22 protein-coding genes are annotated in these 24,916 nt (G+C 42.4%); 10 read left to right on the top strand and 12 right to left on the bottom strand.

Annotation, left to right across the window (positions count from 1 at the left end; all coding sequences use genetic code 11):
• Positions 1-13: 13 nt before the first annotated feature.
• A complete protein-coding gene (locus tag Q4561_RS03765) occupies positions 14-514 on the top strand; it encodes a phosphatidylglycerophosphatase A (RefSeq protein ID WP_303457703.1) in 501 nt (166 codons plus the stop codon).
• An 85-nt stretch (positions 515-599) separates the two neighbouring features.
• On the opposite strand, the gene dxs is transcribed toward Q4561_RS03765, so the two are convergent.
• From dxs to xseB, 3 genes are read right to left on the bottom strand one after another with little or no spacing between them, the layout of a single operon-like run.
• Positions 600-2,477: a 1-deoxy-D-xylulose-5-phosphate synthase gene (gene dxs / locus Q4561_RS03760; RefSeq protein ID WP_303457701.1), complete on the bottom strand. Its 1,878-nt coding sequence runs from the start codon at positions 2,475-2,477 to the stop codon at positions 600-602.
• 32 nt (positions 2,478-2,509) lie between these two features.
• The gene (locus Q4561_RS03755) at positions 2,510-3,400 is read right to left on the bottom strand and encodes a farnesyl diphosphate synthase (RefSeq protein ID WP_303457700.1); all 891 of its coding nucleotides are present in this window, start codon (positions 3,398-3,400) and stop codon (positions 2,510-2,512) included.
• Between the two features lie 28 nt (positions 3,401-3,428).
• On the bottom strand, positions 3,429-3,671 hold the full coding sequence (gene xseB, locus Q4561_RS03750; protein WP_303457698.1) for an exodeoxyribonuclease VII small subunit: 243 nt from the start codon (positions 3,669-3,671) through the stop codon (positions 3,429-3,431).
• A 291-nt stretch (positions 3,672-3,962) separates the two neighbouring features.
• Here xseB and pomA point away from each other — a divergent pair, with 291 nt between their 5' ends.
• Both pomA and Q4561_RS03740 read left to right on the top strand, forming a co-directional pair.
• Entirely contained in the window at positions 3,963-4,727 is a 765-nt protein-coding gene (pomA, locus tag Q4561_RS03745) for a flagellar motor protein PomA (protein ID WP_303457696.1), read from the top strand.
• Positions 4,727-5,656: a flagellar motor protein MotB gene (locus Q4561_RS03740; protein WP_303457694.1), complete on the top strand. Its 930-nt coding sequence runs from the start codon at positions 4,727-4,729 to the stop codon at positions 5,654-5,656. Before pomA ends, Q4561_RS03740 begins: the two co-directional genes overlap by 1 nt.
• 179 nt (positions 5,657-5,835) lie before the next feature.
• On the opposite strand, the gene Q4561_RS03735 is transcribed toward Q4561_RS03740, so the two are convergent.
• From Q4561_RS03735 to Q4561_RS03715, 5 genes are read right to left on the bottom strand one after another with little or no spacing between them, the layout of a single operon-like run.
• A complete protein-coding gene (locus Q4561_RS03735) occupies positions 5,836-7,089 on the bottom strand; it encodes a cyclopropane-fatty-acyl-phospholipid synthase family protein (RefSeq protein ID WP_303457692.1) in 1,254 nt (417 codons plus the stop codon).
• A gap of 7 nt (positions 7,090-7,096) precedes the next feature.
• Positions 7,097-7,828 (bottom strand): DUF1365 domain-containing protein, encoded by a 732-nt coding sequence (locus Q4561_RS03730; RefSeq protein WP_303457690.1) that lies wholly within the window; start codon positions 7,826-7,828, stop codon positions 7,097-7,099.
• On the bottom strand, positions 7,825-9,090 hold the full coding sequence (locus Q4561_RS03725) for an NAD(P)/FAD-dependent oxidoreductase (protein ID WP_303457688.1): 1,266 nt from the start codon (positions 9,088-9,090) through the stop codon (positions 7,825-7,827). The genes Q4561_RS03730 and Q4561_RS03725 overlap by 4 nt, the downstream gene beginning before the upstream one ends.
• 12 nt (positions 9,091-9,102) lie before the next feature.
• On the bottom strand, positions 9,103-9,822 hold the full coding sequence (locus tag Q4561_RS03720; protein WP_303457687.1) for an SDR family NAD(P)-dependent oxidoreductase: 720 nt from the start codon (positions 9,820-9,822) through the stop codon (positions 9,103-9,105).
• Entirely contained in the window at positions 9,819-10,244 is a 426-nt protein-coding gene (locus tag Q4561_RS03715; RefSeq protein WP_303458112.1) for a nuclear transport factor 2 family protein, read from the bottom strand. Before Q4561_RS03715 ends, Q4561_RS03720 begins: the two co-directional genes overlap by 4 nt.
• 310 nt (positions 10,245-10,554) lie before the next feature.
• Between Q4561_RS03715 and Q4561_RS03710 the strand changes: the two genes are divergently transcribed.
• The 3 genes from Q4561_RS03710 to Q4561_RS03700 all read left to right on the top strand — a co-directional run bounded on the left by Q4561_RS03710 (position 10,555) and on the right by Q4561_RS03700 (position 12,635).
• Entirely contained in the window at positions 10,555-11,130 is a 576-nt protein-coding gene (locus Q4561_RS03710) for an LON peptidase substrate-binding domain-containing protein (RefSeq protein WP_303457685.1), read from the top strand.
• Positions 11,131-11,245: 115 nt separating this feature from the next.
• Positions 11,246-11,857, top strand: a complete 612-nt coding sequence (locus Q4561_RS03705; protein ID WP_303457683.1) for a sigma-70 family RNA polymerase sigma factor — start codon at positions 11,246-11,248, stop codon at positions 11,855-11,857.
• On the top strand, positions 11,850-12,635 hold the full coding sequence (locus Q4561_RS03700; protein WP_303457681.1) for a ChrR family anti-sigma-E factor: 786 nt from the start codon (positions 11,850-11,852) through the stop codon (positions 12,633-12,635). The genes Q4561_RS03705 and Q4561_RS03700 overlap by 8 nt, the downstream gene beginning before the upstream one ends.
• A 94-nt stretch (positions 12,636-12,729) precedes the next feature.
• Here Q4561_RS03700 and Q4561_RS03695 read toward each other — a convergent pair whose 3' ends face one another.
• Complete coding sequence (locus tag Q4561_RS03695) at positions 12,730-13,497, bottom strand: outer membrane protein assembly factor BamD (protein WP_303457679.1); 768 nt, start codon at positions 13,495-13,497, stop codon at positions 12,730-12,732.
• 168 nt (positions 13,498-13,665) lie between these two features.
• Between Q4561_RS03695 and rluD the strand changes: the two genes are divergently transcribed.
• The 3 genes from rluD to clpB all read left to right on the top strand — a co-directional run bounded on the left by rluD (position 13,666) and on the right by clpB (position 18,196).
• A complete protein-coding gene (gene rluD, locus Q4561_RS03690) occupies positions 13,666-14,649 on the top strand; it encodes a 23S rRNA pseudouridine(1911/1915/1917) synthase RluD (protein ID WP_303457678.1) in 984 nt (327 codons plus the stop codon).
• A 148-nt stretch (positions 14,650-14,797) separates the two neighbouring features.
• On the top strand, positions 14,798-15,520 hold the full coding sequence (gene pgeF / locus Q4561_RS03685; RefSeq protein ID WP_303457677.1) for a peptidoglycan editing factor PgeF: 723 nt from the start codon (positions 14,798-14,800) through the stop codon (positions 15,518-15,520).
• Positions 15,521-15,619: 99 nt separating this feature from the next.
• Entirely contained in the window at positions 15,620-18,196 is a 2,577-nt protein-coding gene (gene clpB / locus Q4561_RS03680; RefSeq protein ID WP_303457675.1) for an ATP-dependent chaperone ClpB, read from the top strand.
• 138 nt (positions 18,197-18,334) lie between these two features.
• Here clpB and prsT read toward each other — a convergent pair whose 3' ends face one another.
• The 3 genes from prsT to xdp1 (Q4561_RS03665) form a co-directional block, all read right to left on the bottom strand.
• Complete coding sequence (gene prsT / locus Q4561_RS03675; RefSeq protein WP_303457673.1) at positions 18,335-21,151, bottom strand: XrtA/PEP-CTERM system TPR-repeat protein PrsT; 2,817 nt, start codon at positions 21,149-21,151, stop codon at positions 18,335-18,337.
• Positions 21,152-21,233: 82 nt separating this feature from the next.
• On the bottom strand, positions 21,234-22,109 hold the full coding sequence (gene xdp1, locus Q4561_RS03670) for an exosortase-dependent surface protein XDP1 (RefSeq protein WP_303457671.1): 876 nt from the start codon (positions 22,107-22,109) through the stop codon (positions 21,234-21,236).
• Positions 22,110-22,284: 175 nt separating this feature from the next.
• Positions 22,285-23,214: an exosortase-dependent surface protein XDP1 gene (gene xdp1 / locus Q4561_RS03665; protein ID WP_303457669.1), complete on the bottom strand. Its 930-nt coding sequence runs from the start codon at positions 23,212-23,214 to the stop codon at positions 22,285-22,287.
• Positions 23,215-23,463: 249 nt separating this feature from the next.
• Here xdp1 (Q4561_RS03665) and pssA point away from each other — a divergent pair, with 249 nt between their 5' ends.
• Entirely contained in the window at positions 23,464-24,297 is an 834-nt protein-coding gene (gene pssA, locus Q4561_RS03660) for a CDP-diacylglycerol--serine O-phosphatidyltransferase (RefSeq protein ID WP_303457668.1), read from the top strand.
• Positions 24,298-24,916: the final 619 nt, after the last annotated feature.

Here is a 24,916-nt window from a genome sequence, read left to right as displayed (position 1 = left end):
AATAGAGCATTTTATGCAAAAAGAATATCGCGCTAGAATTAGCATGAAGAACCCAGTGCATTTTTTGGCACTTGGTTTTGGTAGTGGGCTTATCCCTTTAATGCCTGGAACCTTTGGTTCTGCAGCAGCAATACCATTGCTTATGTTGTCGGCTAACATGCCTGTGATAGCGTTTATCGCCTTCACTATTTTCGCTTCAGTTTTGGGTATTTATCTGTGCGGAAAAACCGCTGATGATATGCAAGTGCATGATCACGGTTCTATTGTATGGGATGAAGTGGCGGGTATGTTTGTGACCTTCTTATTTGTGCCAATAACAGTTTCGTCTATGCTAGCAGGATTCGTGTTGTTTCGTATTTTCGATATTCTAAAGCCTTGGCCGATAGGCCCTATCGATAAGCGCTTACACGGCGGTACAGGTATTATGCTCGATGACTTAGTGGCGGGTGCCATGGCCTGCGCTTGCTTACATATCATGATGATAGTGTGGCCAGCATTTACTACTTTGTTTTAGGAATTGCATAGGCAAAAGCTGCTTGCGAATACCTACAAAAACTAGAAAGCCCGCTAATGCGGGCTTTTTTGTATTTGTTCACTAATTAGCTAGACAAACCTCGAACCGTATCGGTAATGCCTTCAGCATCTAAGCCATGTTCTTTGTACATTTCTTGCTGCGTACCTTGTAAAATAAAGCTGTCTGGAAGGCCTAAAGTACGAACCGGTTTCATAATACCCTGTTGTTGCAAGTGCTCAAGTACACCAGAGCCCGCACCGCCCGCTATACAGCCATCTTCCAAAGTCACTAATATATCGTGCTCGGCAGCCGCTTTTTCAATCGCCTCGCCGTCTAGAGGCTTTACAAAGCGCATATCGATAACGGTGGCATCAATAGCTTCCGCAGCGGCTAACGCATTAGGAAGCAGGGTACCAAAGTTTAAAATAGCAATTTTCTTACTAGGCTGGCCTTCCATTGCACGGCTAATCTTCGATTTGCCAATGGGGAGCTCGGTCATAGCACTATCAGGAGTAATACCCATTCCAGAGCCTCGAGGATAACGTACCGCTGCCGGTTTTTGCGCTTTATGTCCAGTGTAGAGCATTTGTCTGCATTCATTTTCATCAGACGGTGCCATAACAATCATATTTGGTATACAGCGCAAAAAGGCAATATCAAACGCGCCTTGGTGAGTAGGGCCATCAGCACCCACGATACCGGCACGATCGATTGCAAATAAGACAGGCAAGTCTTGCAACGCCACATCGTGAATAAGCTGATCGTATGCACGCTGTAAAAAGGTCGAGTAAATAGCAACGACTGGATTACAGCCTTCTTTGGCTAAGCCTGCTGCAAAGGTAACCGCATGCTGTTCAGCAATAGCGACATCAAAATACTGCGCCGGATATTGCTGTGAAAATGCCACCATGCCAGAGCCTTCACGCATAGCGGGAGTAACCGCCATCAATTTAGGATCTTGCGCGGCCATATCGCATAACCAGTCGCCAAAAATGGCTGAAAAAGTAGGAGCAGATGGCTTCGCTTTAGGCAATGCATTATCGGCAGGATTAAACTTAGGCACTGCGTGGAATTTAATCGGGTCTTTTTCAGCAAGGGCGTAACCTTTACCTTTTTTGGTCACCACGTGAAGCAGTTGTGGGCCTTTAAATTTACGCATATTGCGTAAAGTGTCTACCACGGCATCTACATCATGGCCATCAATCGGGCCAATGTAATTAAAGCCTAGCTCTTCAAAGATAGTGCCCGGTACTACCATGCCTTTAAGATGCTCTTCTGCGCGACTAGCAAACTCTTTGATAGGTGGCACATTACTTAATAGCTTTTTAGAACCATCGCGAATAGAGTTGAAGACATTACCCGTTAATAAACGGGCTAGGTGGCTATTAAGCGCACCTACGTTTTCAGAGATAGACATTTCGTTGTCGTTTAACACCACAACCATATCTTTATTGATGTCACCAGCATGGTTCATTGCTTCAAATGCCATACCTGCGGTAATCGCACCATCACCAATCACGGCAACCACTTTACGATTTTTACCTTCTTGCTCAGCGGCAACTGCCATACCAAGGGCTGCACTTATCGACGTGGAAGAGTGCCCTACAGCAAAGGTGTCATAGTCGCTTTCAGGAGGCCACGGAAAGGGGTGTAAACCGTCTTTTTGTCGAATTGTCGACATTTGCGTGGCACGACCCGTCAGAATTTTATGGGGGTAAGCTTGATGACCCACATCCCAAATTAATCTGTCTACAGGCGTATTATAAATATAATGCAACGCAACGGTAAGCTCTACCGTGCCTAAGCCAGACGCAAAGTGTCCACTGGTTTGGCTTACGCTATTTAGTAAATATTCTCGTAATTCATCTGATAATTCACGCAACTTCTCTTGCGGTAATTGTCTTAACTTATCCGGCGTTTGCGCAATAGCAAGCGTGGGGTAATGTTGGAGGTCTAAACTCATTATTTATTATCTTTTTCAACATGGTTGCAAAACTAATGGTCTCGTTTTACCAAAAGTTCGCTAAACGCAATTAAACTGTCCGTATTGTAGGGCAAACGAGCCAAGGCTTGAAGGGCATTCTGATGCAGCTTATCAAGTTCTCGTTTTGCTCCTTCAATGCCAAGTTTGGCAGGAAAGGTGTTTTTGCCCAAAGCAATGTCAGAGCCTGCGGGCTTTCCTAATTGCTCACTATTTCCTTCTACGTCCAGAATGTCATCTTGGACTTGAAATGCAAGACCAATGTCATCGGCGTAAGCTAATAAGTCAGCTTTACTGTTAACGTCGAGCCCTTGAGAAACAATAGATACCATTTCAACACAGGCACGAAGCAGGGCGCCAGTTTTTAAATTATGTAGCCGTTTAAGCTGTTCTAGGCTTATTTCTTCGCCAGTACTGGCTAAATCAATAGCTTGCCCGCCACACATGCCGCGATAGCCTGCGGCGCGTGCTAACACAGAAAGCAACTCTCCACGCCTGTTAGCCGCAAAGTCACTCAAAGGAATGTCGGCCAATGTGCTAAAAGCAAGGGCTTGCAACGCGTCACCGGCTAATATTGCGGTGGCTTCATCAAATGCAATATGACAAGTAGGCTGTCCGCGACGTAAATCATCATCGTCCATGGCTGGCAAGTCATCGTGCACAAGCGAGTAGGCGTGAACACACTCAATGGCCATACTAATCGCCATTTGGTCGCTTTTTGGCACATCAAGGGTATTGCCGATAACTTGAACCAGTAAAGGTCGCATGCGTTTTCCGCCCACTAACAATGCATGACGCATTGCTTCTTTTAGACGCGGTGCATCGCTAGGAAGATCATCAATGAGCGTATTCAACGACGCATCAGTTTGCTGCTTAACCTGCTGATGCAATGCAGTAAAATTCATACTATACCTGTTTGTTACGACACGAGTCTTAAGGTTGCTCGTCTTCAGGAAGAGGGTGTAATGCGTTTTCGCCTTGCTCGTTAAGCAAAATTTTAACTTTTTGCTCGGCTTGCGCTAACGATTTTTGGCCTTCACGAGAAAGGGCAATGCCTCGCTCAAATTTTTCAAGTGCAACGTTTAATGGCAACTCACCGTTTTCCATCTCATTTACAATGGCATCGAGTTCGGTCAAGGTTTCCTCAAACGAGGGAGAATCTGTTTTTTTCGTCACTTTTGTCACCACAGCACTCAATTTTAGGCGTTTCTTGGGATTACGCGCACATTAACTGAGGGTAGCCAATGGGTCAAATGGTTTGTCGAGATATGCCCTATTGCTCTTATATATGGCAAGCATAGGTGAACTATTGTCTAGTATCAAAACCGCGGCTTAAAGTTCGACTAACATCATTATGTATACAATAATTAAGGTAATTTGCGATATTCTTGTTATAGAAATTCTATACAATGCCGATAGAATACGAGTAATAGTTATGCAGCGTCTGCAAAAAATGAGGAAGAGTGAGTGGATTTAGCAACCGTCATAGGTATGTTGGGCGCCATCGGATTTGTGGTAATGGCCATGGTTATGGGTGGCAGTATTGCCATGTTCATCAATGTACCGTCTATTTTGATTGTATTTGGTGGTACCCTTTTCGTTATTTTATCCCAATACACTTTAGGGCAATTTTTTGGTGCTGGTAAAATTGCTGGCAAAGCGTTCATGTTCAAAATTGATACGCCAGAAGACCTAATTGAAAAAATCGTTGAGATGGCTGATGCAGCGCGTAAAGGCGGATTCCTTGCACTAGAAGAAGCAGAAATAGACAACCCGTTTATGCAAAAAGGCGTAGACATGCTGGTAGACGGTCACGACATAGAAGTGGTCAGAGAAACCTTAGCGAAAGATATCTCTATGACTACCGAGCGGCATGAATTTGGCGCCACTATATTTAAAGGCATGGGTGATATCGCACCAGCAATGGGCATGATTGGAACCCTGATTGGTCTGGTGGCCATGCTTTCTAACATGGATGATCCAAAGTCGATTGGGCCTGCGATGGCGGTAGCACTATTAACCACCTTATACGGAGCATTTCTTGCCAACATTATATGCTTACCTATGGCAGTTAAACTTGGTAACCGGGCACAAGAAGAAAAGCTGAACCAAATGCTCGTACTCGATGGTATTGTGGGTATTGCCGACGGTCAAAACCCCCGCGTAATCGAAGGCATCTTGAAAAACTATTTAGCGGCAAGTAAACGAAATACTGGCGCTGAGGACGAATAATGGCTGAAGAAGAGTGCCCAAAATGTCCTCCCGAGGGGCTTCCTGCATGGATGGGGACCTTCGCGGACTTAATGTCGTTGCTAATGTGCTTCTTTGTACTACTGCTTTCATTTTCAGAAATGGATGTACTGAAGTTTAAGCAAATAGCGGGCTCTATGAAGTTTGCCTTCGGTGTACAAAACAAAATTGAAGTGAAAGACATTCCTAAAGGCACCAGTGTTATTGCCATGGAGTTCAGACCTGGCCGCCCCGATCCTTCTCCGATAGATACCATTCAACAGCAAACCATTGAAATGACGCAGCAAATGCTGGAGTTTCAAGCGGGTGACGAAGACTCTTCAGGCGGTAGGCAGAAGCAGCGAGGCGAACAGAGGGGAGGACAGTCACAACAAACGGCTACCGACCAGTCATCTTCGGCGGCGCAAAGCTCAGATCAAACACAAACTGCTGAGCTAATGAAAAAAGTCGCTCAGCAGTTACAGAAACAAATTTTAGATGGTGCGGTAGAGCTAGAATCGTTAGGCCAGCAGTTAACTATTCGGATTAGAGAGAACGGTTCGTTTTCAGCGGGTTCTGCATTTTTACAGCCTCAGTTTCAGCCTATCTTACGCAAAATTGGAGTGCTGTTAGCTGATGTGCCAGGGGAAATAGAAATATCAGGGCACAGTGACGGACAACACATTGCTAACGAGCTCTATCGTTCTAATTGGGATTTATCGTCTCAGCGTGCCGTAGCCGTAGCCGAAGCTATGCGTACAGCGCCAGGTTTTGATGAAAGCAGAATGTCTGTAGTGGGCAAGGCCGATACTGTTCCAATGGTGAAAGATGCAACTACACCGGCTGATAGGGCGCGAAACCGACGGGTAGAGATTAATATCAATCAAGGTAAAGCGATGACTTCAGAGCCTATTTCCGTAGTCGATGAGTAACTTGTTGAATAATTTGATGAATAGCACAAAGACATAAGAGCTTTGAGGATAAGAAATTGAAAAGGGCGAATAATTATTCGCCCTTTTCAATGATGAAGTTTGTTTTGTTTCTAATGGCTTGTAAGTAACGGTTTGTAAATAGCCGTGTGTAAGTAGCGCCAGTGATAGCAAGTGATCATTTAGCGCTGTAAGGTTTCTCTGTAATGAGGTTTAGATATTACCAATTGAACAGTACTAATAGTTCGTTCTAAAAAACCACCTTCACAATATTTTAAGTAGTAAATCCACATCCGCATAAACCGCTCATCATAACCATCATTCATCAATGCTTCTTTGGCGCTGATAAAAGCTTCGTACCAGTGGTTTAAGGTTTGGGCATAATCTAAGCCGATATCGTGCAAGTCTCGAATCATCATGTCGCTGTAGCGTTTCAAGTGAGCATTCAGTTGATACTGAGAAGGTAAGAATCCACCAGGGAATATGTATTTTTGAATGAAATCTACGCTACTAGCGTAACTTTCGTAACGTCTGTCATCGATAGTGATTGATTGCAGTAGCATTAGCCCGTCGTCTTTTAATAACGATGAACACTTTTCAAAAAAGTTACCTAAATAGTCTTTTCCAACTGCTTCAATCATTTCGATTGAAACCAGTTTATCGTACTTACCTTCCAGTAAACGATAATCTCTTTTCAGCAAGGTGACTTTATCAGACAAGTTCTCACTGGCAATCCACTGCTCTGCCCAGGCGTATTGTTCTTCAGAAATAGTCGTGGTGGTAACCTTGCAGCCATAGTGCTTGGCTGCGTGCACGGCTAGGCCACCCCAGCCAGTACCTATCTCTAACAGATGGTCATTTTCTGTTAGCTGAAGTTTGTCGCAAATCGTTTTTAGTTTGTGGTTCTGCGCGTCTTCTAAACTGGTATTTACATCTGGGTAAATAGCAGATGAATACATCATGGAATTATCAAGAAAACGGGTATAGAGCTTATTGCCTAAGTCGTAGTGAGCTTCAATGTTTTTCTTTGCTTGGTCTTGGGTATTTCGGCGGGCAAAATGCTGAATTTTCAATATGGGCATGGAAATCCATTTAAACTTATTTTCCCACTCATCAAGGGTAGACAAATTACGAGCAAAAATTTGCACAACCGCGGTAACATCATCGCTATCCCATAAGCCATCCATATAAGCTTCTCCAGCACCCACACTGCCACCAAGTAACAGTTGGCGGTACGCTTTCACATCTAAAAAGTTAATAGTGGCGTGCAAGTCGTCGTCAGCGTTACCAAGAGAAGCGATAGTGCTACCATTTTCCCTAATAGTGAGCGAACCATGGGGAAGTTTCTCTAAACATTTTAAAAAAGCGCGTCTACAAATTTTGTCTAATAGAGACGCTTCAGAAGGGGTACTAAGTACAGATTCACCGGAAGACATGTAATTATTATTCCTGACTTTTCTTAGGGTGGTTGTAAAGTGGCGTGCGTTTTATTAATAACTTTAACGCTTGCCAATATATGCCAATCATTGTTCTTATGGTCATACTAGGTATACGTTTCATAACCCGACTTAGATTCGCATTATCTAATGAAATACGGGTTAAATTAACGCCCGCACTAAATTCTTTATCACCCCGAACACAATCCATAGCTAATGCAAGTTGTTGTTGAGGCTGAGTTATCCGCCATTTATAGGTCATATCCATTGGATTAAACGGTGATACATGGAATGCCTTTGGAGTATCGGCTTGCACCGCTAAATCAACCAGGTAGTAATGACGCTCATTCCAAGGGGTATTACTGACTTCAGCCAGTACATGGGTAAAGGTATTGTCTTCGCCTTTTAAATAGTAAAAATTTACTGGGCTGAAGTACATTCCCCACATACGGAGTTGGCCCAACATATAGACATCACCGGTTAACGTATCCTTACTTAAACTGTTCATTTTTTCCAGTACGCTTTGGTCTAATGGCGTGCTGCTATCACCTAGGTAATCTTCACGCTTAAAGCGCAACCTTGCTTTCGAATGAACGGAAAAATGGTCAAGTGTTTCAGTCAATGCATCGACTTCACCTAACTTTATCCAAAAAAGATAAATATGGTAGTCAAACTTATGTTGGGTAGGGACGAATCGTTCGTGATATACCATACCTTCATAAATAGCACTATCAATCACAGGCTAACCCCGAATCGCTCGCATACATCTAGCGCACTATGAACCCCGTCTTCGTGGAAACCGTTGTACCAATATGCGCCACAAAAATGCAGGTTATCCACACCGCATATTTTTTTTCTGTTTTGTTGGGCATTCACCATAGTGGCACTAAATTGTGGATGAGAATATTGATAGGTTCCCAATACCGTGTTTTGGTCAATTTCAGCTGTATTGTTAAGCGTAACACAGAAGGTATTTTTAGCGTCTATTCGCTGAAGAATATTCATGTCGTACGTTACCGAAGCAGGCCTATCTTCTTCGCTGGCATCGTCTTTTAGTCTGTAATTCCAACTTGCCCACGCAAGTTTTCGTTTTGGCAGTTGATTGGTGTCTTTGTGCATAACAACTTCATTGTTAGCAAAACCAATGGCACCTAACACTTCTTGATGCGCTACAGTTGGCGTATCTAGCATGGCAAGAGCTTGATCGCTATGACAGGCAAAAATAACGTCGTCAAATAAAACGTGAGAGCCAGATGTGTCAGTTACCTGCCATTTATGGTCTACCTTTTTTACATTCGTAACACCACAAGATAGCTTTATGTTGTTTTTAAAGCTTGCAGTTAGTGGTGGGATATAAGTGCTAGAGCCGCCTTTAATGGTATACCACTGAGGTCTGTCGCTAATATTTAATAAACCATGGTTATTAAAAAATTGCAGAAAGAAAGTCAGCGGAAACTGCCTAGTTTCAGCAAGACTTGCTGACCAAATAGCGGCACACATTGGTAAGATGTAGTAGCGGGCAAAGTCATCACTTAACTTCAATTCGTTAATGACATCTTGAAGTGTCATCGAAGAGGTATCTCGTTGCTCTGCGACAAATGCTTTACAGGCTTTATTAAATTTAAGAATGTCACGCACGATACGCCAGAATCGTGGGCGTAGCATATTTCGTCGCTGGGCGAACAGGCTGTTTATCGTATTGCCATTGTACTCAATATTGGCTTTTTCACTGGTGACAGAAAAGCTCATCTCGGTAGGTTGATATGCCACATTAAGCTGTTTCATCAGCTTTATAAAACTGGGGTAGGTCCAGTCATTAAATACAATAAAACCGGTGTCGATATTTCGTTCGATACCATCATCGTCGATCTTTTTTGTGGCAGTATGGCCACCTATGTAATCATTGGCTTCGTAAACGGTAATCTTTGCATCTTTATTTAACAAATACCCGCAGGTCAGGCCTGAAATACCTGTTCCGATAATAGCTACATTTTTTGTCATTGTTATTATGCTCTACTGCTTTTCTCGCATCGATAGCGATAATTTCTTTTGTAATCCATTTGGTAAAATATGCATAAATCGCAATATAAAACCGAACATCCTTGGGAAAAAAACGGTTTGCTTGTCCGCCTCAATACCTTTTAACATAGACTCTGCTGCTTCGGTGGCCGTTATTTTCATTGGCATGTCAAAATCATTTTTGTCGGTAAGTGGGGTTTCTACGAACCCAGGTGATACGGCTTGCACCTTGATACCACGATCGTGTAAATCTACCTCTAAACTTTTTGTGAAATAATGTAGCGCAGCCTTACTAGCGCCATAAGCTTGGGACTGGGTAAACGGTAGCAATCGCACCATACTATCAACGATAACCAGCTTGTTTCCTTGCTTCAGAACGGGAATAAGTGCTTCTACACAATGAACAACCCCAAAAAAGTTCGGTTCAAAAACCCGCCTAAACATATCAGATTCGAATTTATCAATATCAACATATTCGCAGGTACCGGCATTTAAAATAGCGACGTCACACTTTACGTTCCGTAATGCAATTTTTGCCTCATCAAGTGATGTGACATCAAATTGTAGCGGTTCTATGTTGGGCTGCGTGGCTAAGTCATCTAAAACATCTTTGTTGCGCCCACAAGCAATAACCTGATAGCCCTTGTCAGCAGCATGAAGGGCCAACGCTTTTCCGATACCAGAGGTGGCGCCAGTAATTAGTAAGGTCTTCATTTCGCTAGCCTCTTTTTGATTTTCTTAACAAAGAAACCCAATAAAGGAATATGTTCATACACCATTTCTCCTAAATCGTAGTAATCCTTATGATAAACAATCATATCGTCTTGCACGGTTAGTTGGGTATTGCCGTCCAGCGTTATCAACTTGTCACTTTGCTTAAGCTTCAAGGTCATTGTCCAGTTTACAAGGTGGGTAATACTGTTACTTTCAACCGGCGCTATCATGGCAATATCAAATTCACAACGCTCAGCCTGTTCTAATAAATGGGAGAAATAGTGTTGGACATCACCTAGACCATGATGGGTGGTGATAGGATCTATAAAGGTTACATTAACCGCGTAAATACTGGCTAAATCTTCTAGTGTAATTTGGCAGATATCGGCATACATGGAGGAAAATCTATCTAATACGGTCATCACTTCTTCACTTTTATTATGAACCTGCAAATAATATAAACCTACAACATTTATTGTATGGCGATGTAACTTATTGTTAATTATAGAAATGCTTCGAGATAACTTGTTTGTAATCACTATGCACGGTATTTTGACCGTCCAGATGTTATTCAGGTCGCATTTGCACAGATAAAAGCATCTGTATTACTCATTCTACAAATAAAGCAGCACTCAGGATCATCGCCTTAGACTAAAGTGTGAAATTTTTTCCCTAGCGATCCAATTTGTTCACGGTGGCGTAACTGCTTATGTCTAAAAGAGTTAAGAGTTTATGAGTAATACACCCATTCCACTATTTCCGTTATCGGCCCATTTGCTTCCCGAAGGACGCATGGCGTTACGTATTTTTGAGCCTAGATATATGCGTATGGTTAAGCAGGCATGCGCTGAAAACAAAGGCTTTGTGATGTGTATGCTAAACGCTTCAGGAGATAAATCGGTTAATGAACATATTTATCCTATTGGCACTTACGCCAAGGTGGTTGACTTCGATTTGCTTGATGATGGTTTGCTTGGCATAAAGGTTGCTGGATTACACTTAGTTGAGGTAACTGATGTAGCAGTTGAATCAGATGGATTACGCACAGGTCAGTGTCACACTGTAGCACCTTGGAACTGCGAAATATCACCTCAACAATTAGCGCCTATAGATGATCGTTTGAAAGAAATTTTTGAGAACTATACTGAGATAGCATCGCTTTATGAAGAAACCCGGTTTGATGACCCACTGTGGGTATTAAGACGGTGGCTGGAGTTGTTACCCGTAGATGGGGGACAAAAACAGCAGTTTCTCACTGAAGGTGGTGGAAAGAAGTTACTAAATTATCTTTGTGCATTAGTTCGATAAATTGGAAACGTTGCAGATTGCATTCCATTAAATAATTGTAATTCGGAATCAGTAACCCCTTTCAACGATTGTTTGTAAAATACATTAATCGAATCGGATAAACGGACGAAACCTTATGTTAGTTGGAATTCCTTTAGAACAAAGTAAGAGTACGATTAAACCGAAAGAATGCGCGGTTGAGATGTCAGATTATCTAGTTGAAGTAGCCCAGACGCGAAGCAAAATAGCGTTCTCGAAAATCTTCAATTACTTCGCGCCACGATTACGTTCGTATGCACTCAAGCAGATGGGTAACGAAGCTTTAGCAATGGAGCTGGTTCAAGACACAATGTCGAACGTATGGCAAAAGGCCCATTTATTTAATGCAGAGAAGGGTTCACCCTCAACCTGGATATTTACTATTGCAAGAAACATCCGTTTTGATATGTTGCGTAAACTTCAAAACCGAAAAGAAGACGTTTGTTCAGATGATCTTTGGCCAGTACTTTGCGAACAAACCGCTGATTTAAACGAAGCGCCACTTGATGAACAAGTTACCTTAGAACAAATTGGTTATTTATTCGAGTCACTTCCCGTTAAGCAAAAAGCGGTGATTGAAGCGATTTATATTGACGGTAAGTCACAACAAGAAGTGGCTGATGAACTAGTCATTCCGTTAGGTACAGTAAAATCTAGAACACGTTTAGCGCTTCAAAGATTAAAAGGCATGCTACAGACTAATGATTAGGTTCCACCCTAGTGCTCAACAGCTTGTTTCATTCGTTGACGGGAATTTGTCGCCAGCGGTATCGCTGATGGTTTCTGCACATTGTGATATGTGCAGCACGTGTCAGCGATTTGTGGAACAAGAAACTGAGCGCCTAGCGGGTTCCCTATTAGAGGGCTCTTTGTCAGAAGGCTTTCTGTTAGAAGAGAATGGTTCCAAATCAGCTGATTTTAATCCAGATTACAGCACTATGATTGCCCAAATTACGCAAACGCCATCATCTTTAGAAGCCGATTCAGGTTTCAAGCTTCACGCTACTTCAGATAAGAATAAGTTTTCATCATCAAATACTGTCCCCGTTGTAAACACTATTGCCAATAACAGTAGAGAAAGTGCTATTGAGTTGGATGGTAAGGTATTTACGCTTCCTCGTACCTTGCAACGGTATATAGAAAAAACAGGGAGTTGGTCTAGTTTGGTGGGAAAACTTTGGCAAGCGCCTGTAGATTTGGGTAGCCAAGGTGTCGCTAATTTCATTTACATGGGAAAAGGCGGTAGCGTGCCAGAACACACTCATCGCGGGACTGAATACACATTAGTGTTAAATGGTGAATTCAGCGATGGGTTAAATAGCTACGATTCAGGCGACTTCATTTTCATGGATGGGCAAAACACCCATACTCCTCGCTCTGATCACTCTCAAGGTTGTCTCGTGTTTACTATAGTCGACCAACCATTACATTTCACATCTGGTATAGCGCGCCTTCTCAATCCATTTAGCCATCTTTTCTTTCGCTAGCCATCTTAAGCAACTTATACATTTAATAACGACGAAATCAAAAAAAAACGCACTTCATATGAGGTGCGTTTTTTTGTATTCGTTGGCTAAAAACTTAGCTGATAAAATCACTTTCAGGGAAGTTCAATTTCAACGTTTTCATTGCGTTACCACGCAAATCATCTAACCCTAGTTGTTCGTAACTAGACACCATAATTTCTAGTGCTTGCTGAATTTGTGTACTTTCAGGGAAATGCTCAATCACATAACGGCCGCGGTTCGCCGCTGCTACGTATGCGTGTCTACGCATGTAGAAACGAGCAATAGCAATTTCATAGCGGGCCAATCTATCTTTAATATGAAGCATACGCTTGCGAGCATCTGCAGCATATTTGCTGTCAGGGTATTGCTGCATTAACCGTCTGAAGTCTTCAAAAGCCTGGCGAGAGTTCGAAGGATCTCGGTCAGTCCTATCAATGTTCATCAAATCTTGGAACAGGTTACTGTCAGACTCCATGTTGGTTAAGCCACGCATATAATACGCGTAATCAACATCTGAGTGATTTGGGTTAAGACGAATAAACCTATCGATAGTGGCTAACGTCTCGTCACTTTTACCTGACTTGTAATAACTGTAGATAAGATCCAGTTGTACTTGGTGCGAAAGTGGGCCAAACGGGTAGCGTGAATCTAGTGCGCCTAGAGTTTGCGCCGCTGCACTGAAGTTACCCACTTCCATGCTTTCTTTGGCTCTGTTATAGAGCTGTTGCGCACCCATATTAGCCAAAACGGCTTTTTCTTCTTCGTCGGAGGAGCTACTACAGCCTGCGACAGATACCATTGCACCCAATAAAACAGGTGCCAGTAATCGAATTGATTTCATAATAGTTCTTTTTTCCTGCTAAACAGTATTGATTACTTCGCTGTCTAAGCTCATGTTCTCGTATTCTAACGTACTCGCGATGATAAAAACCATACAAATTCGTAAACAACGCAGTGTACCGATTGAAAGCTTGTTATAATACCCTTTTTACACTTAATAATCGGTGTTATGACACAGTCGGACAACACATTACAATTAGAGGCAACCACAGGGGCTGAGCACTTTAGTCTTCGGTTAGATCAGGTTTTAGCTGATTTGTTCCCTGAATATTCACGTTCTAAGCTAAAAACTTGGATCCAGGGCGGAAATGTATCCGTTGATGGACAGGTTATCACAGTACCGCGCCATAAAATGCAAATGGATGAGTTGGTGACTGTTAGCGCTGAAATAGAAGTGCAGGTGACTAGCCAACCCCAAGATATCGCGCTGGATATTGTTTATGAAGATGAGCATATTCTAGTAATTAATAAAACTGCGGATTTAGTGGTTCATCCAGGTGCAGGCAACCCAAGCGGTACTGTGCTTAACGCATTGCTTAATCACGTTCCAGACATTGATAAAGTGCCTAGAGCAGGCATTGTGCATCGGTTGGATAAAGACACGACTGGATTAATGGTTGTGGCAAAAACAATACCTGCGCAAACCCATCTTGTTGATCAACTTCAAACAAGAGTGATGAGCCGAGAGTACGAAGCAGTAGCTATGGGTACCATGGTTGCTGGTGGTATTGTTGATGAACCTATTGGTCGACACGCCACTAAGCGCACTCATATGGCCGTGCGAGAAAATGGAAAACCTGCAATTACTCACTTTCGCGTAATCGAGAAGTTTCGAGCTTATACTCATTTACGTTTGAAGCTAGAAACTGGCAGAACTCACCAAATTCGTGTGCATATGGCCCATATTAAGCATCCTTTGCTTGGCGACCCTACTTATAGTGGCAGACCTCGCCTACCCAAAGGCGCATCTGAAGACTTTATCAACACCTTACGTGGTTTCCAGAGACAAGCTTTACATGCAGCGCAGCTTTCTTTATATCATCCAGAAACTGAAGAGTGGATGACATGGCAAGCGCCACTACCGCAAGATATGAAAGATTTATTAGCGGCGGTACGTTTAGATTCCAAGGAAAATCCCGAGGATATGATTTAACCAAGCGCCCACATACCTCATGTTGCTAAACTTGCTATATGGATATTCAGTATTGATAGTTTAGCGACGTTTTTCTGGGGTAAGGCCGCTGAATATTCGCTTTTTAACTATTAGCCCTGATTGATAGATTCTGAATGGTCGCTTTTTAATGATAGCCCCTCAATGGAATTGCCCTGAAAACGTAGTTGCTTACACGTCCACTCGCTACGATAGTGAAAACGCGGGCGCAAGTGTTGGAGACTATGCAGGCTGTAATGTAGGAGACCACGTGGGCGATGCCAAAGAGGCAGTCGCATCAAATCGTGCTAGCTTACCTTTTGCAAAATCTATTACTTGGCTAAATCAGGTTCACGGCAATCATGTTGTAACCTTGCCGTCGAAAGAAACCGAAGGCGATGCTGCGTTTAGTGCACAGCGCGGGTATTTTTGTGCTGTAATGACCGCCGACTGTGTGCCTATCCTTATTTGCGATAAAGCAGGTAAAGAAGTTGCCGCAATACATGCTGGCTGGAAAGGGCTTGAGTTGGGCATTATTCATAAAACAATAAGCCACTTTTCTAGCCAAGCTGCAGATTTAATGGCATGGGTAGGGCCGGCTATATGTCAAAAGTGCTACGAAGTCGATGCGGTCTTAGCACAACGCTTTTCTGATTATCCATCGACAATTCGCCAAGGTGAAACGCCTGAAAAATTTCAACTGGATCTGCCCGCTATTGCAGTCCAACAGCTAGCATCGTTAAATATTGGCGTAGTGGTTAATAGTCAACGTTGTACTTATTGTGATGACCAACAATTCTACTCCCACCGAAGGGCCACCCATCAAGGTAAGCCATCTACTGGCCGAATAGTTAGTGTAATAGGTTTGCGCTAAATCAAAGGTTTACGAAACTTTATTAGTTTGTCTTGAATCTCATTCAATAAGCTCCCATAACTAATGCATAAGGTATTTTGACATTATTAGGGTTTAGCCATGCGATTAGACAGATTCACCAATAAGTTCCAACTCGCCATTTCGGATGCTCAATCTTTAGCGCTTGGGCGCGATCATCAATATATCGAACCGGTACATTTAATGACGGCTTTGCTGAACCAGCAAGGCGGCTCGGTACGGCCCGTATTAGACCAAGCAAATGTGAATGTAAATGCCCTTCGTTCAGCACTGAGCGAAGCGATTGACCGTATTGCTAGTGTGGATGGTATTGGTGGTGATGTGCAGCTAAGCAAACAAAGTGGTATTTTGCTTAACCTGTGCGACAAAATAGCGCAGCAACGAAAAGATGAATACATTACCTCTGAAATCTTCGTACTTGCTGCTATTCAAGATAACGGCCGGTTAGGCGAAATTTTAAAGCAGCTTAATATTACAAAAGATAACGTAGAAAATGCCATCGATTCTATGCGAGGCGGACAAACCGTTAACGATCCTAATGCTGAAGATGTGCGCCAGGCTTTAGAAAAATACACCACAGATTTAACCGAGCGGGCAGAGCAGGGCAAGCTCGACCCCGTTATTGGTCGTGATGATGAAATTCGTCGTGCAGTGCAAGTATTGCAACGTAGGACTAAAAATAATCCCGTGTTAATCGGTGAGCCTGGGGTGGGTAAAACCGCCATTGTTGAAGGTTTAGCACAGCGTATTATCAATGGTGAAGTACCAGAGGGGCTCAAAAACAAGCGCGTGCTTTCGCTAGATATGGGCGCATTAGTCGCCGGTGCTAAATATCGCGGAGAATTTGAAGAGCGCCTTAAAGCCGTACTTAATGAATTGGCAAAGGAAGAAGGCCGTGTCATTTTGTTCGTCGATGAACTGCATACCATGGTAGGTGCTGGTAAAGGTGACGGCGCTATGGATGCAGGGAATATGCTAAAACCCGCGCTAGCCCGCGGTGAATTGCACTGTGTGGGTGCTACTACACTTGATGAATATCGCCAATATATTGAAAAAGACGCCGCCCTTGAACGCCGATTTCAAAAGGTGGTGGTTGACGAACCTAGCGTAGAAGACACTATTGCTATTTTGCGTGGGTTGAAAGAACGCTATGAACTTCACCATTCAGTAGATATTACCGACCCTGCCATTGTAGCGGCTGCTACGTTGTCGCATCGTTATATTAGCGACAGACAACTACCAGACAAAGCCATCGACTTAATTGACGAGGCAGCATCAAGTATTCGCATTCAGATAGATTCAAAACCTGAAGATATGGACAGGTTAGAACGCCGTATCATTCAGCTAAAATTAGAAGAACAAGCGCTTGCCAAAGAGACCGATGATGCCAGTCATAAACGATTAGAAATGATTGAGCTGGAACGAGAGCAAGCGGAAGTAAAATACAATGATTTTGAAAAAGTGTGGCTTGATGAAAAAGAAGCGATGCAAGGCACCCAAACTATCAAGTCGTCGCTAGAGCAAGCAAAGCTCGATTTAGAGATTGCGCGAAGAGCGTCTGATCTAAATCGTATGTCGGAGCTTCAGTACGGCAGAATCCCTGAGTTAGAGGCAAAGCTTGAACGGGCATCTGAAAATGAAACCCGAGAAACTAAGCTGGTGAAAAACAAAGTCACCGATGTTGAAATTGCCGACGTATTGTCACGCTGGACAGGAATACCCGTAGCTAAAATGCTGGAAGGCGAGCGTGACAAGCTACTTAAGATGGAAGATGTGTTACACAAACGTGTAGTAGGGCAGGGAGAAGCGGTTGAGGCTGTGTCTAACGCCATCAGACGTTCTCGAGCAGGCCTTGCGGATCCAAACCGTCCTATTGGCTCCTTCTTATTTTTAGGTCCAACAGGCGTTGGGAAAACTGAGTTATGTAAAGCACTAGCCGGTTTCATGTTCGACACCGAAGATGCCATGGTGCGTATCGATATGTCTGAATTCATGGAGCGCCATTCAGTTGCCCGTTTAGTCGGTGCGCCTCCTGGCTATGTAGGTTATGAGGAAGGCGGTTATTTAACCGAAGCGGTTCGCAGAAAGCCTTACTCTGTTATTTTGCTCGATGAAGTAGAAAAAGCGCATCCTGATGTTTTTAATATATTACTACAGGTATTAGACGACGGTCGCTTAACCGATGGGCAAGGTCGCACAGTTGATTTCAAAAACACCGTGGTGATCATGACATCCAACTTAGGCTCTGACATTATTCAAACGCAGCATGAAGAAAGTCAGTACGAAGAAATGAAAGCGTCAGTGATGTCGGTGGTGGGGCAGCATTTCCGGCCAGAATTCATTAACCGCGTTGATGATATTGTAGTATTCCATCCACTAGGTAAAGACGAAATTAAATCTATCGCTAAAATTCAGTTAGCTGCATTGCGAGCTAGGTTAGTCGAAAAAGGGTATAAGCTTAATTTATCTGGCGCAGCTATGGATAAACTTGCTGATGCAGGCTTCGACCCTGTGTATGGTGCGAGACCGCTTAAACGGGCGATTCAGGTTCATATAGAAAATCCACTCGCACAAAAGTTGCTTTCAGGAGATTTAATACCGGATTCTGTCATCCGCATAGATGTCGACAATGAAAAACTAGTGATTTCGAATCAATGATTAGTCCTGCGGGAGTTTTAGCGCTGTCTTAGCCATGTTTTAGCATTGTGTAAGCAATAAGCTGGTAGATAAAACAAAGCCACACATCTTGTTAGATAGTGTGGCTTTTTTACGTGGAATGAAAATTAAAGAAGCGTGTTAGAGGCTATCGAGCAAGCTTTGCGCCTCAGGGCGCTTAAAGAAAGGACGATTAACGTTTACAGCAAACGTTAGTTCTTCTTTTGCTTCTTCAACTCGACCTAACTTGGCTAATGTATAACCTAAGTGATAGCGAATGTTAGGATCGTTGGCATCACGGGCAAAGGCATCGCGAAGTAGCTTAAGGCTTGTTTCGTACTGGGTCTGCTGGGCTTTAAGCCAACCGTAAGTGTCTAAAATCTTAGGAGAAGACGAGTCTAACTCAAAAGCTTTGGCGATATACCGTTCGGCATTGCCAGTATCCATTTCCATAGACATGATCGCCAGTCTATTGTATGCCTGCGCTGGGCTCGGAATATTTGGCTCATCAATTATTTCTTCATACAGTTTCATCGATTGGCTAAAGTCTCGAATGAAAAAGAGGTACTGTGCAAGCAAATTTTTCGCTAACAGGTTATCTGGATTATTTTTGATGAGGCTTTCTGATTGCTCAATAAAAGTGTCTACGTAACGCTCTTCAAGCGCATAGTTGTAAATGGCAATTAAAGGCGGAGCAAAACGACTGTCTAGTTTAAGCGAATGTTGATAAGCCTGAAGAGCTTCATCATCGTTGCCTTCTGCAGCAAAGATATCACCTTTAAGTAACCAATAGTTAGCGTTATCGCTATCTTTTCCCTTTACAGAACTTAGTAATTTCTTGGCCTCGGAGACTTTATCCAATTGTAGAAGTAGTCTTGCATGGGCTAATAGAATAAAAGAAGAAGAGGGAGCTGCAGCCTGAGCTTTTTCCATAGCCCCTAGGGCTTTGGTTTCTTCATTTAATTGCATCAGTAACGCACTTAAACGCAGTAGTTTAGGGGCATCTTGCTTTATAAAACTCTCTACAATATTAAGGGTTTTCTTCGCATTTTCTATATCGTTTAGGGCAATTAATAAACCAGCTTTATTTAATAGGTAGTCAGGATTATCAAAATCGTCCTTAATTAATCGGTCTAAATGATAAAGTGCATTTTTTGTATCACCTTCACTTTGATAAAGGGCTACTAAACGCTCTCTTGCTGCAGCATTCGATGGAGTTAAGGTTAAAATATCGATGTAAATTTGTTTTGCTTGTTCAGCTAAACCTTGTCGGGTTAAGTTATAAGCCTTCAGTAATAAAGTTTCGTTGTGAGCGGGTGACAGTATTAGTAGTTCATCTACCAGTAGCGAAGAGGCATCAATGTTACCTAAACGGCTTTCTGTTGCCGCTAAATTAAATTTGGCAGGAAATAATGCCGGACTGATCTCAAGTGCTTTTTCTATCTCAGCTTTAGCCTCATTGAGTTTACCTTGTCTAATCAAGATACCCGCTTGCAAATTATACACTTCAGCATCATCTGGAAATTTGTCGGCAAGTGACGATGCGGCACGTAATGCATCTTCGTAGTTTGTTGCTTGCAAATTCATTAGTGCGTAGGTAAATAAGAAAGAGGGGCTATCTTTGTACTTAGCAAAGTTTTTTTCAAGAATGCTCAGTGCTTCGGCTTGTTTGCCTCTTGCGGCCATTAGCTTTATTTTGAAAAGCTGTAATTTACCTTCGTTTGGATAGCGTTTTTCTAATTCATTTAATAAGCGTTCTGCTTTAAATGCCTTATTTTGCTTAATGAACAGATTACCTAATATTATTGCCGAATCAGGGTTTTCCATTAACGCTTGTTGATATCGCTCAAGTAGCATCAAGGCTTGCTTGCTTTGCTGAGTAGCCATATAAACTTGAGTAAGCATCATTACCGCTTGAATATCATCTGGCTCATTTTGTAAGTAGCCAATGAAGTCTTGGGCAGCTTTTTCCATATTATTATTGAAAAAATTGGTTAAACCGCTGATATATAGCAGCATAGGCTGAGAGCCAATAATTTCCGGATCCAATTGGCTCATGAATTCGTTAAGTTGTAATAGTTGCTCATTATCGATAGCCGTATCGGTATCTCTGCTTTGCAACCAACTATTAAGTAAGATAGCTAAGGGGTCGTTAGGTGTGTCTTCAATTATCTCGTCAACGAACAGCTTTGCTTGATCGTAGTCTTTAGCTTGAAGATAAAGATCGACTAAATTTCGTAGTGCAATAGGATCTTCACGATTGTAGGACAGGGCTGTTTGAAGATATTCTGTCGCTTTCTTTGTATCGCCTTCGCGATAAGCCAATTGCCCTTTTAACCGCCAAGTAATAGCGTTATCTGTCTCTAAGCCTTCAGATTGGCGAATTAGCTTTCGGGCTGTCATTAAGTCTGCTTGTTGTAATGCAATCGAAGCCAGACCATTAATAGCAGGAACATAGTTTGGAGAACTCAGTAATATTTGATCGTAATCCGCTTTGGCACAGATTAAATCATCTAACCTGATGCACGCGGTCGCTCGAATTTGTAGCCACTCTCTTTTTGGCGCGTTTGTTAGTTTATTGGTTTGCGTAAAATCCACAATTTCAGTGTATTTGTTCAAAAAAAGCCAAGTATTGCCAAGTGACTCTGCGAGCAAATTAATATCAGCCCCCATTTCTAGGGCTTCAACAAATTCAATTTCAGCGGCATTTAGATAACCGTTGATGAGCAATATTTTGCCCATCAGTATTTTTGAAGCTAAATTTTCTGGATCTTTTTGAAGGCTGTTCTTCAGATGAATATAAGTTTCATCGTATTTACTTGCATTAAAGGCGGTGAGTGCTTTTTCATAATCTTCTGAAGTTGTGGAATAAGCCTTTGTCGTGAATAAACTACCAGCAAGTGCTGTGGCTAATATAGTAAGCCTGATACGCGAACGTCCAGTTCCTGAAATCAACATAATTTGTCCTGCTAACTGCAATAAAAAAAGGTGACCTAAGCCACCTTCTAAAGATACGTGTTTTTCAGTTATATTGAAACAATTACGCTACGCGTTTTCTGCGCCAAGCCAGAATACCAATGCTCATTAGCATTAGACCTAAAAGGCCTGGTTCGTGAACGGCAGTTGGTGCGCCAGGAGGTGTGGATGTATTTTCAGTAAAGTAGACAGAGGTAATTTTAAATCCATCGTTATACATGCTAGCACCGTTAACACTTCCAAATACGGTATTATAAGCACCTACCAACCAGTATTGAGAAGCTATTGAACTGTCAATGCCAGTGGTTACAGAGTTATTTGCAATGTTAAAAGATTCAGAAACAGCGCCAGCAATGATTTGGGCCCACGAACTTTGCTCACCCTCTAAGAGGCCAAGCTGTGAGTCACCAAGTGCTGCTACTGATAATTGTTGATCATTCCCATTGTTGTTAACCCACCCAAAATCTAGGCCATCTAGGGTTACGTCACTATCGAAAGTAAAAAGTACGAAATCAAAATCAGCATATTGGATGCCGTCAGCATTATTGGTACCATTATAGTAATAATTGTCTATCGAGTGATTTGGGCTAGTTTGGCCTTCACCATCTTGATTCAATACGCCATAGCCGTAGTAGTTACTAATTTCATAAGCTGTAGCTGTCTTGACTATAGTGTCGTCTAATTCAGGATCGAGTGTGTTCCCGGTGTCTGACCAACCAGAAAGTGTTACATTTACACCACCGACAGTAACTCCTGTAGACGATAATACGACGCTGTCATCGAATGACGTTAGATCGTAAATACCTTCTGCTAAGGAAGTATCTGCATAGCTAGTGTTATTGGTGTTGTTGTTGTGGTGGTTATTGCTACCACCAAGTGCTGGAAAAGAAACTAACGCTATCACGGCTACTGGCACTATAGATTTTCTTAAATACTGCATAACTACACTTCCACAGTTAAAAATTAGTAAGATTATGCCTTGCCAATGCAGGAAGTGTGCCTTAATTTCATCTTGTTGATTTTCAGGTGTTTTTTGGGTGTTTTGAATGGATAAAATAAGCGAAGTAAAAAAACCTGACACACACTGTCAGGTTTTTTTATACTAAAGTATAGACTTAAAGTTTGGAGGATGGGAACTTGCGTCGCCAAGCAATAAATAATGCGCCAGCCATCAATAAACCTATTGTCGTTGGTTCATTTACTTCTGTAGAAGGGGCGGGAGGACTAGCATTTTCCGCAACAGAGAATCCTAATCCAGATAGCTTAAAGGCATCGTTACCTACATAACCGCCAATATTACCAAATACGGTGTTGTAAGCGCCTAACAGCCAATACTGAGCGGTATCAGTTAAATCAAATTCTACCGAGGGGGTAGAAGAGCTACTATTTGTAATATCATAAGATGCAGTAGTTAGCGCATCAGCTACGATCCCATCCCATGTTTGGGTACCAGAAGTTAAACCTGATATATCATCTAGTGCCGCAATTGAAATCTGAGAGTCAGAACCAAATACCCACGAAAAGCTTGCATCAGTTACTGTAACCGCTTCATCAAATGAGAATAGAACAAAGTCATAGTCTCGCTCTACGTTAGTTACATTGTATTTATCTGCAGCGTTACTGCCTTCGTAAAAATAATTCAAGTTGTCTATGGCGTGGTCGTAGCTTCCAGAATAATACGCTTCATCATCATTAGTGACGCCATAGGCCCAAGTATTAGAGATTTTTTCTAATTCACTTTGAACTACAGTCTCATTTGTTATTCCTGCTGTGTCTGAGAATGCTGCCACGGCTATGGTCACGCCATCTATTATGGTGGTTGATGACGATGTAGAGGTGCCTTCATATACCCCATCATCAACAAGATCGTAGATGTTCTCACCCAAGGCAGACTCGCACGCACTACTAGAACTGCTTTTTGAAGAGCCACAACTGCTATAATCAGAATCCTTCCACTTTGAAGAACCTGCTGAAGCATAAGATGCAGATAATGAGCTTAATCCAATTAAGCTTGCCGTTAGTATAGATATATTAATTAAACGCATTTGTAACTAGACCTTCTTTAATAGTTAGCAAAGGTTTAGTTCGTACGATTTGTCTAGTACTTAATGTATTAGAATCTCGCGAACTTCAACATGGTGTAAATATTGTAACCAAAGACCTTTTGTTGTTACGTATCGAGGCTTATACCTAGTTATTCCTTACTTGGGTTAGCAACATATTGAATGTTACCTATGCGATAGCAATGAACTGTGAAATAATTAGTGCAGTTATTTACGTATCTATGAGGACTTATGTCTGAACAAAAGCGAAAAGGGATTTATCTTCTTCCCAACTTACTGACTACTGCTGGGCTATTTTCCGGCTTCTTCGCGGTAGTGTCTTCAATGACAGGAAGATTCGAAGCGGCCGCTGTAGCGATATTTGTTGCTATGATCTTCGATGGCTTAGATGGCCGTGTGGCACGAATGACCAATACGCAAAGCGATTTTGGTGCTGAATATGATTCAATGGCAGATATGGTGTCATTTGGGATGGCGCCGGCATTAGTGGCATACAACTGGGGTTTAACTGAGCTTGGTAAGTTTGGTTGGTTGGCTGCCTTCGTATATGTCGCAGGTGCAGCTTTACGCTTAGCAAGATTTAATACTCAGGTTGGCATTGCCGATAAGCGTTTCTTCCAAGGTTTGGCTAGTCCGGCTGCTGCTGCAGTGGTTGCTGGTTTAGTCTGGGTTGGTGTTGAATATGATGCAGTAGGCACAGACTACGGAATTGTAGTTGCTTTAGTAACTGGGTTTGCTGGCTTATTAATGGTAAGTAATTTCAAATACAATTCGTTTAAAGAATTGAACTGGCATGGCAAGGTGCCTTTTGTCGGTCTGCTAATTGTACTACTTATATTTGTAGTGGTAGCGACTGAACCTGCCTTAGTATTGTTTATCGTATTTTCTCTTTATGCGCTGGCGGGTCCAATCAACACTTTCAGAACAGTTGATAAAGTGACACTGAACGATGTAGTAGGAGAGCAGGAAGAAGATGCAGACTTTGATGCTGACGCTAATAGTGCAACTGATACTGTTGATAGTAGCGAAGGTCATCAAGACGAAGAGTCATCTAATAAAGTGTAAAAATAAGCCTTTCACTCATTAACTGCGGTGAGTTCGTAGTATTAATGTACAAAGTGCCGAAAAAGCGACCTTCCAGGTCGCTTTTGTTATGTATTTTGAAAAAGAGGTTGACCTTGCCTCAGAAATCTCTAAAATGCGCATCCGCTTCGACAGGAAAGTGAAATAACTTACACTGACAAAGCAAGTTGCTACGACCTTCAAAGGCAGTAGTAGCAAGGTTTTCAAGGAAATGCTTTTGATTACTAATTTTCTAAAAGTGTTGACACGGAAATCGAAACGCGTAGAATGCGCGCCTCGCTTCAAGGAGTTGGCAACAACACCGGAAAAGCAGTTTTCATTAGCTCTTTGGAGTTAACAACGGTTCGAAAAGAAATTTACGAAAAACGTTGACACTGAAAACGAACGGCGTATTATACGCCTCCCGCTTCGAGAGAAGCGAAGCAAGAAAGACGCTAGCAACTATATGTAGCCACCGTCCTCCTTGCGCAGAAGTTACGACAAACAGCGTCGCGATTCTGCACTATGTTCTTTAACAATTTATAACAAGACAATCTGTGTGGGCACTCATTAAGAGTGTCACACAACGACGATTCATATTCGATATATTTAATTGAAGAGT

Origin of the sequence: Alteromonas sp. 1_MG-2023 (genome assembly GCF_030547075.1) — a bacterium.
Taxonomy (GTDB): domain Bacteria; phylum Pseudomonadota; class Gammaproteobacteria; order Enterobacterales; family Alteromonadaceae; genus Alteromonas.
Note: the sequence above shows the minus strand (reverse complement) of the source record. Positions and strands in the feature narration are given on the sequence as shown.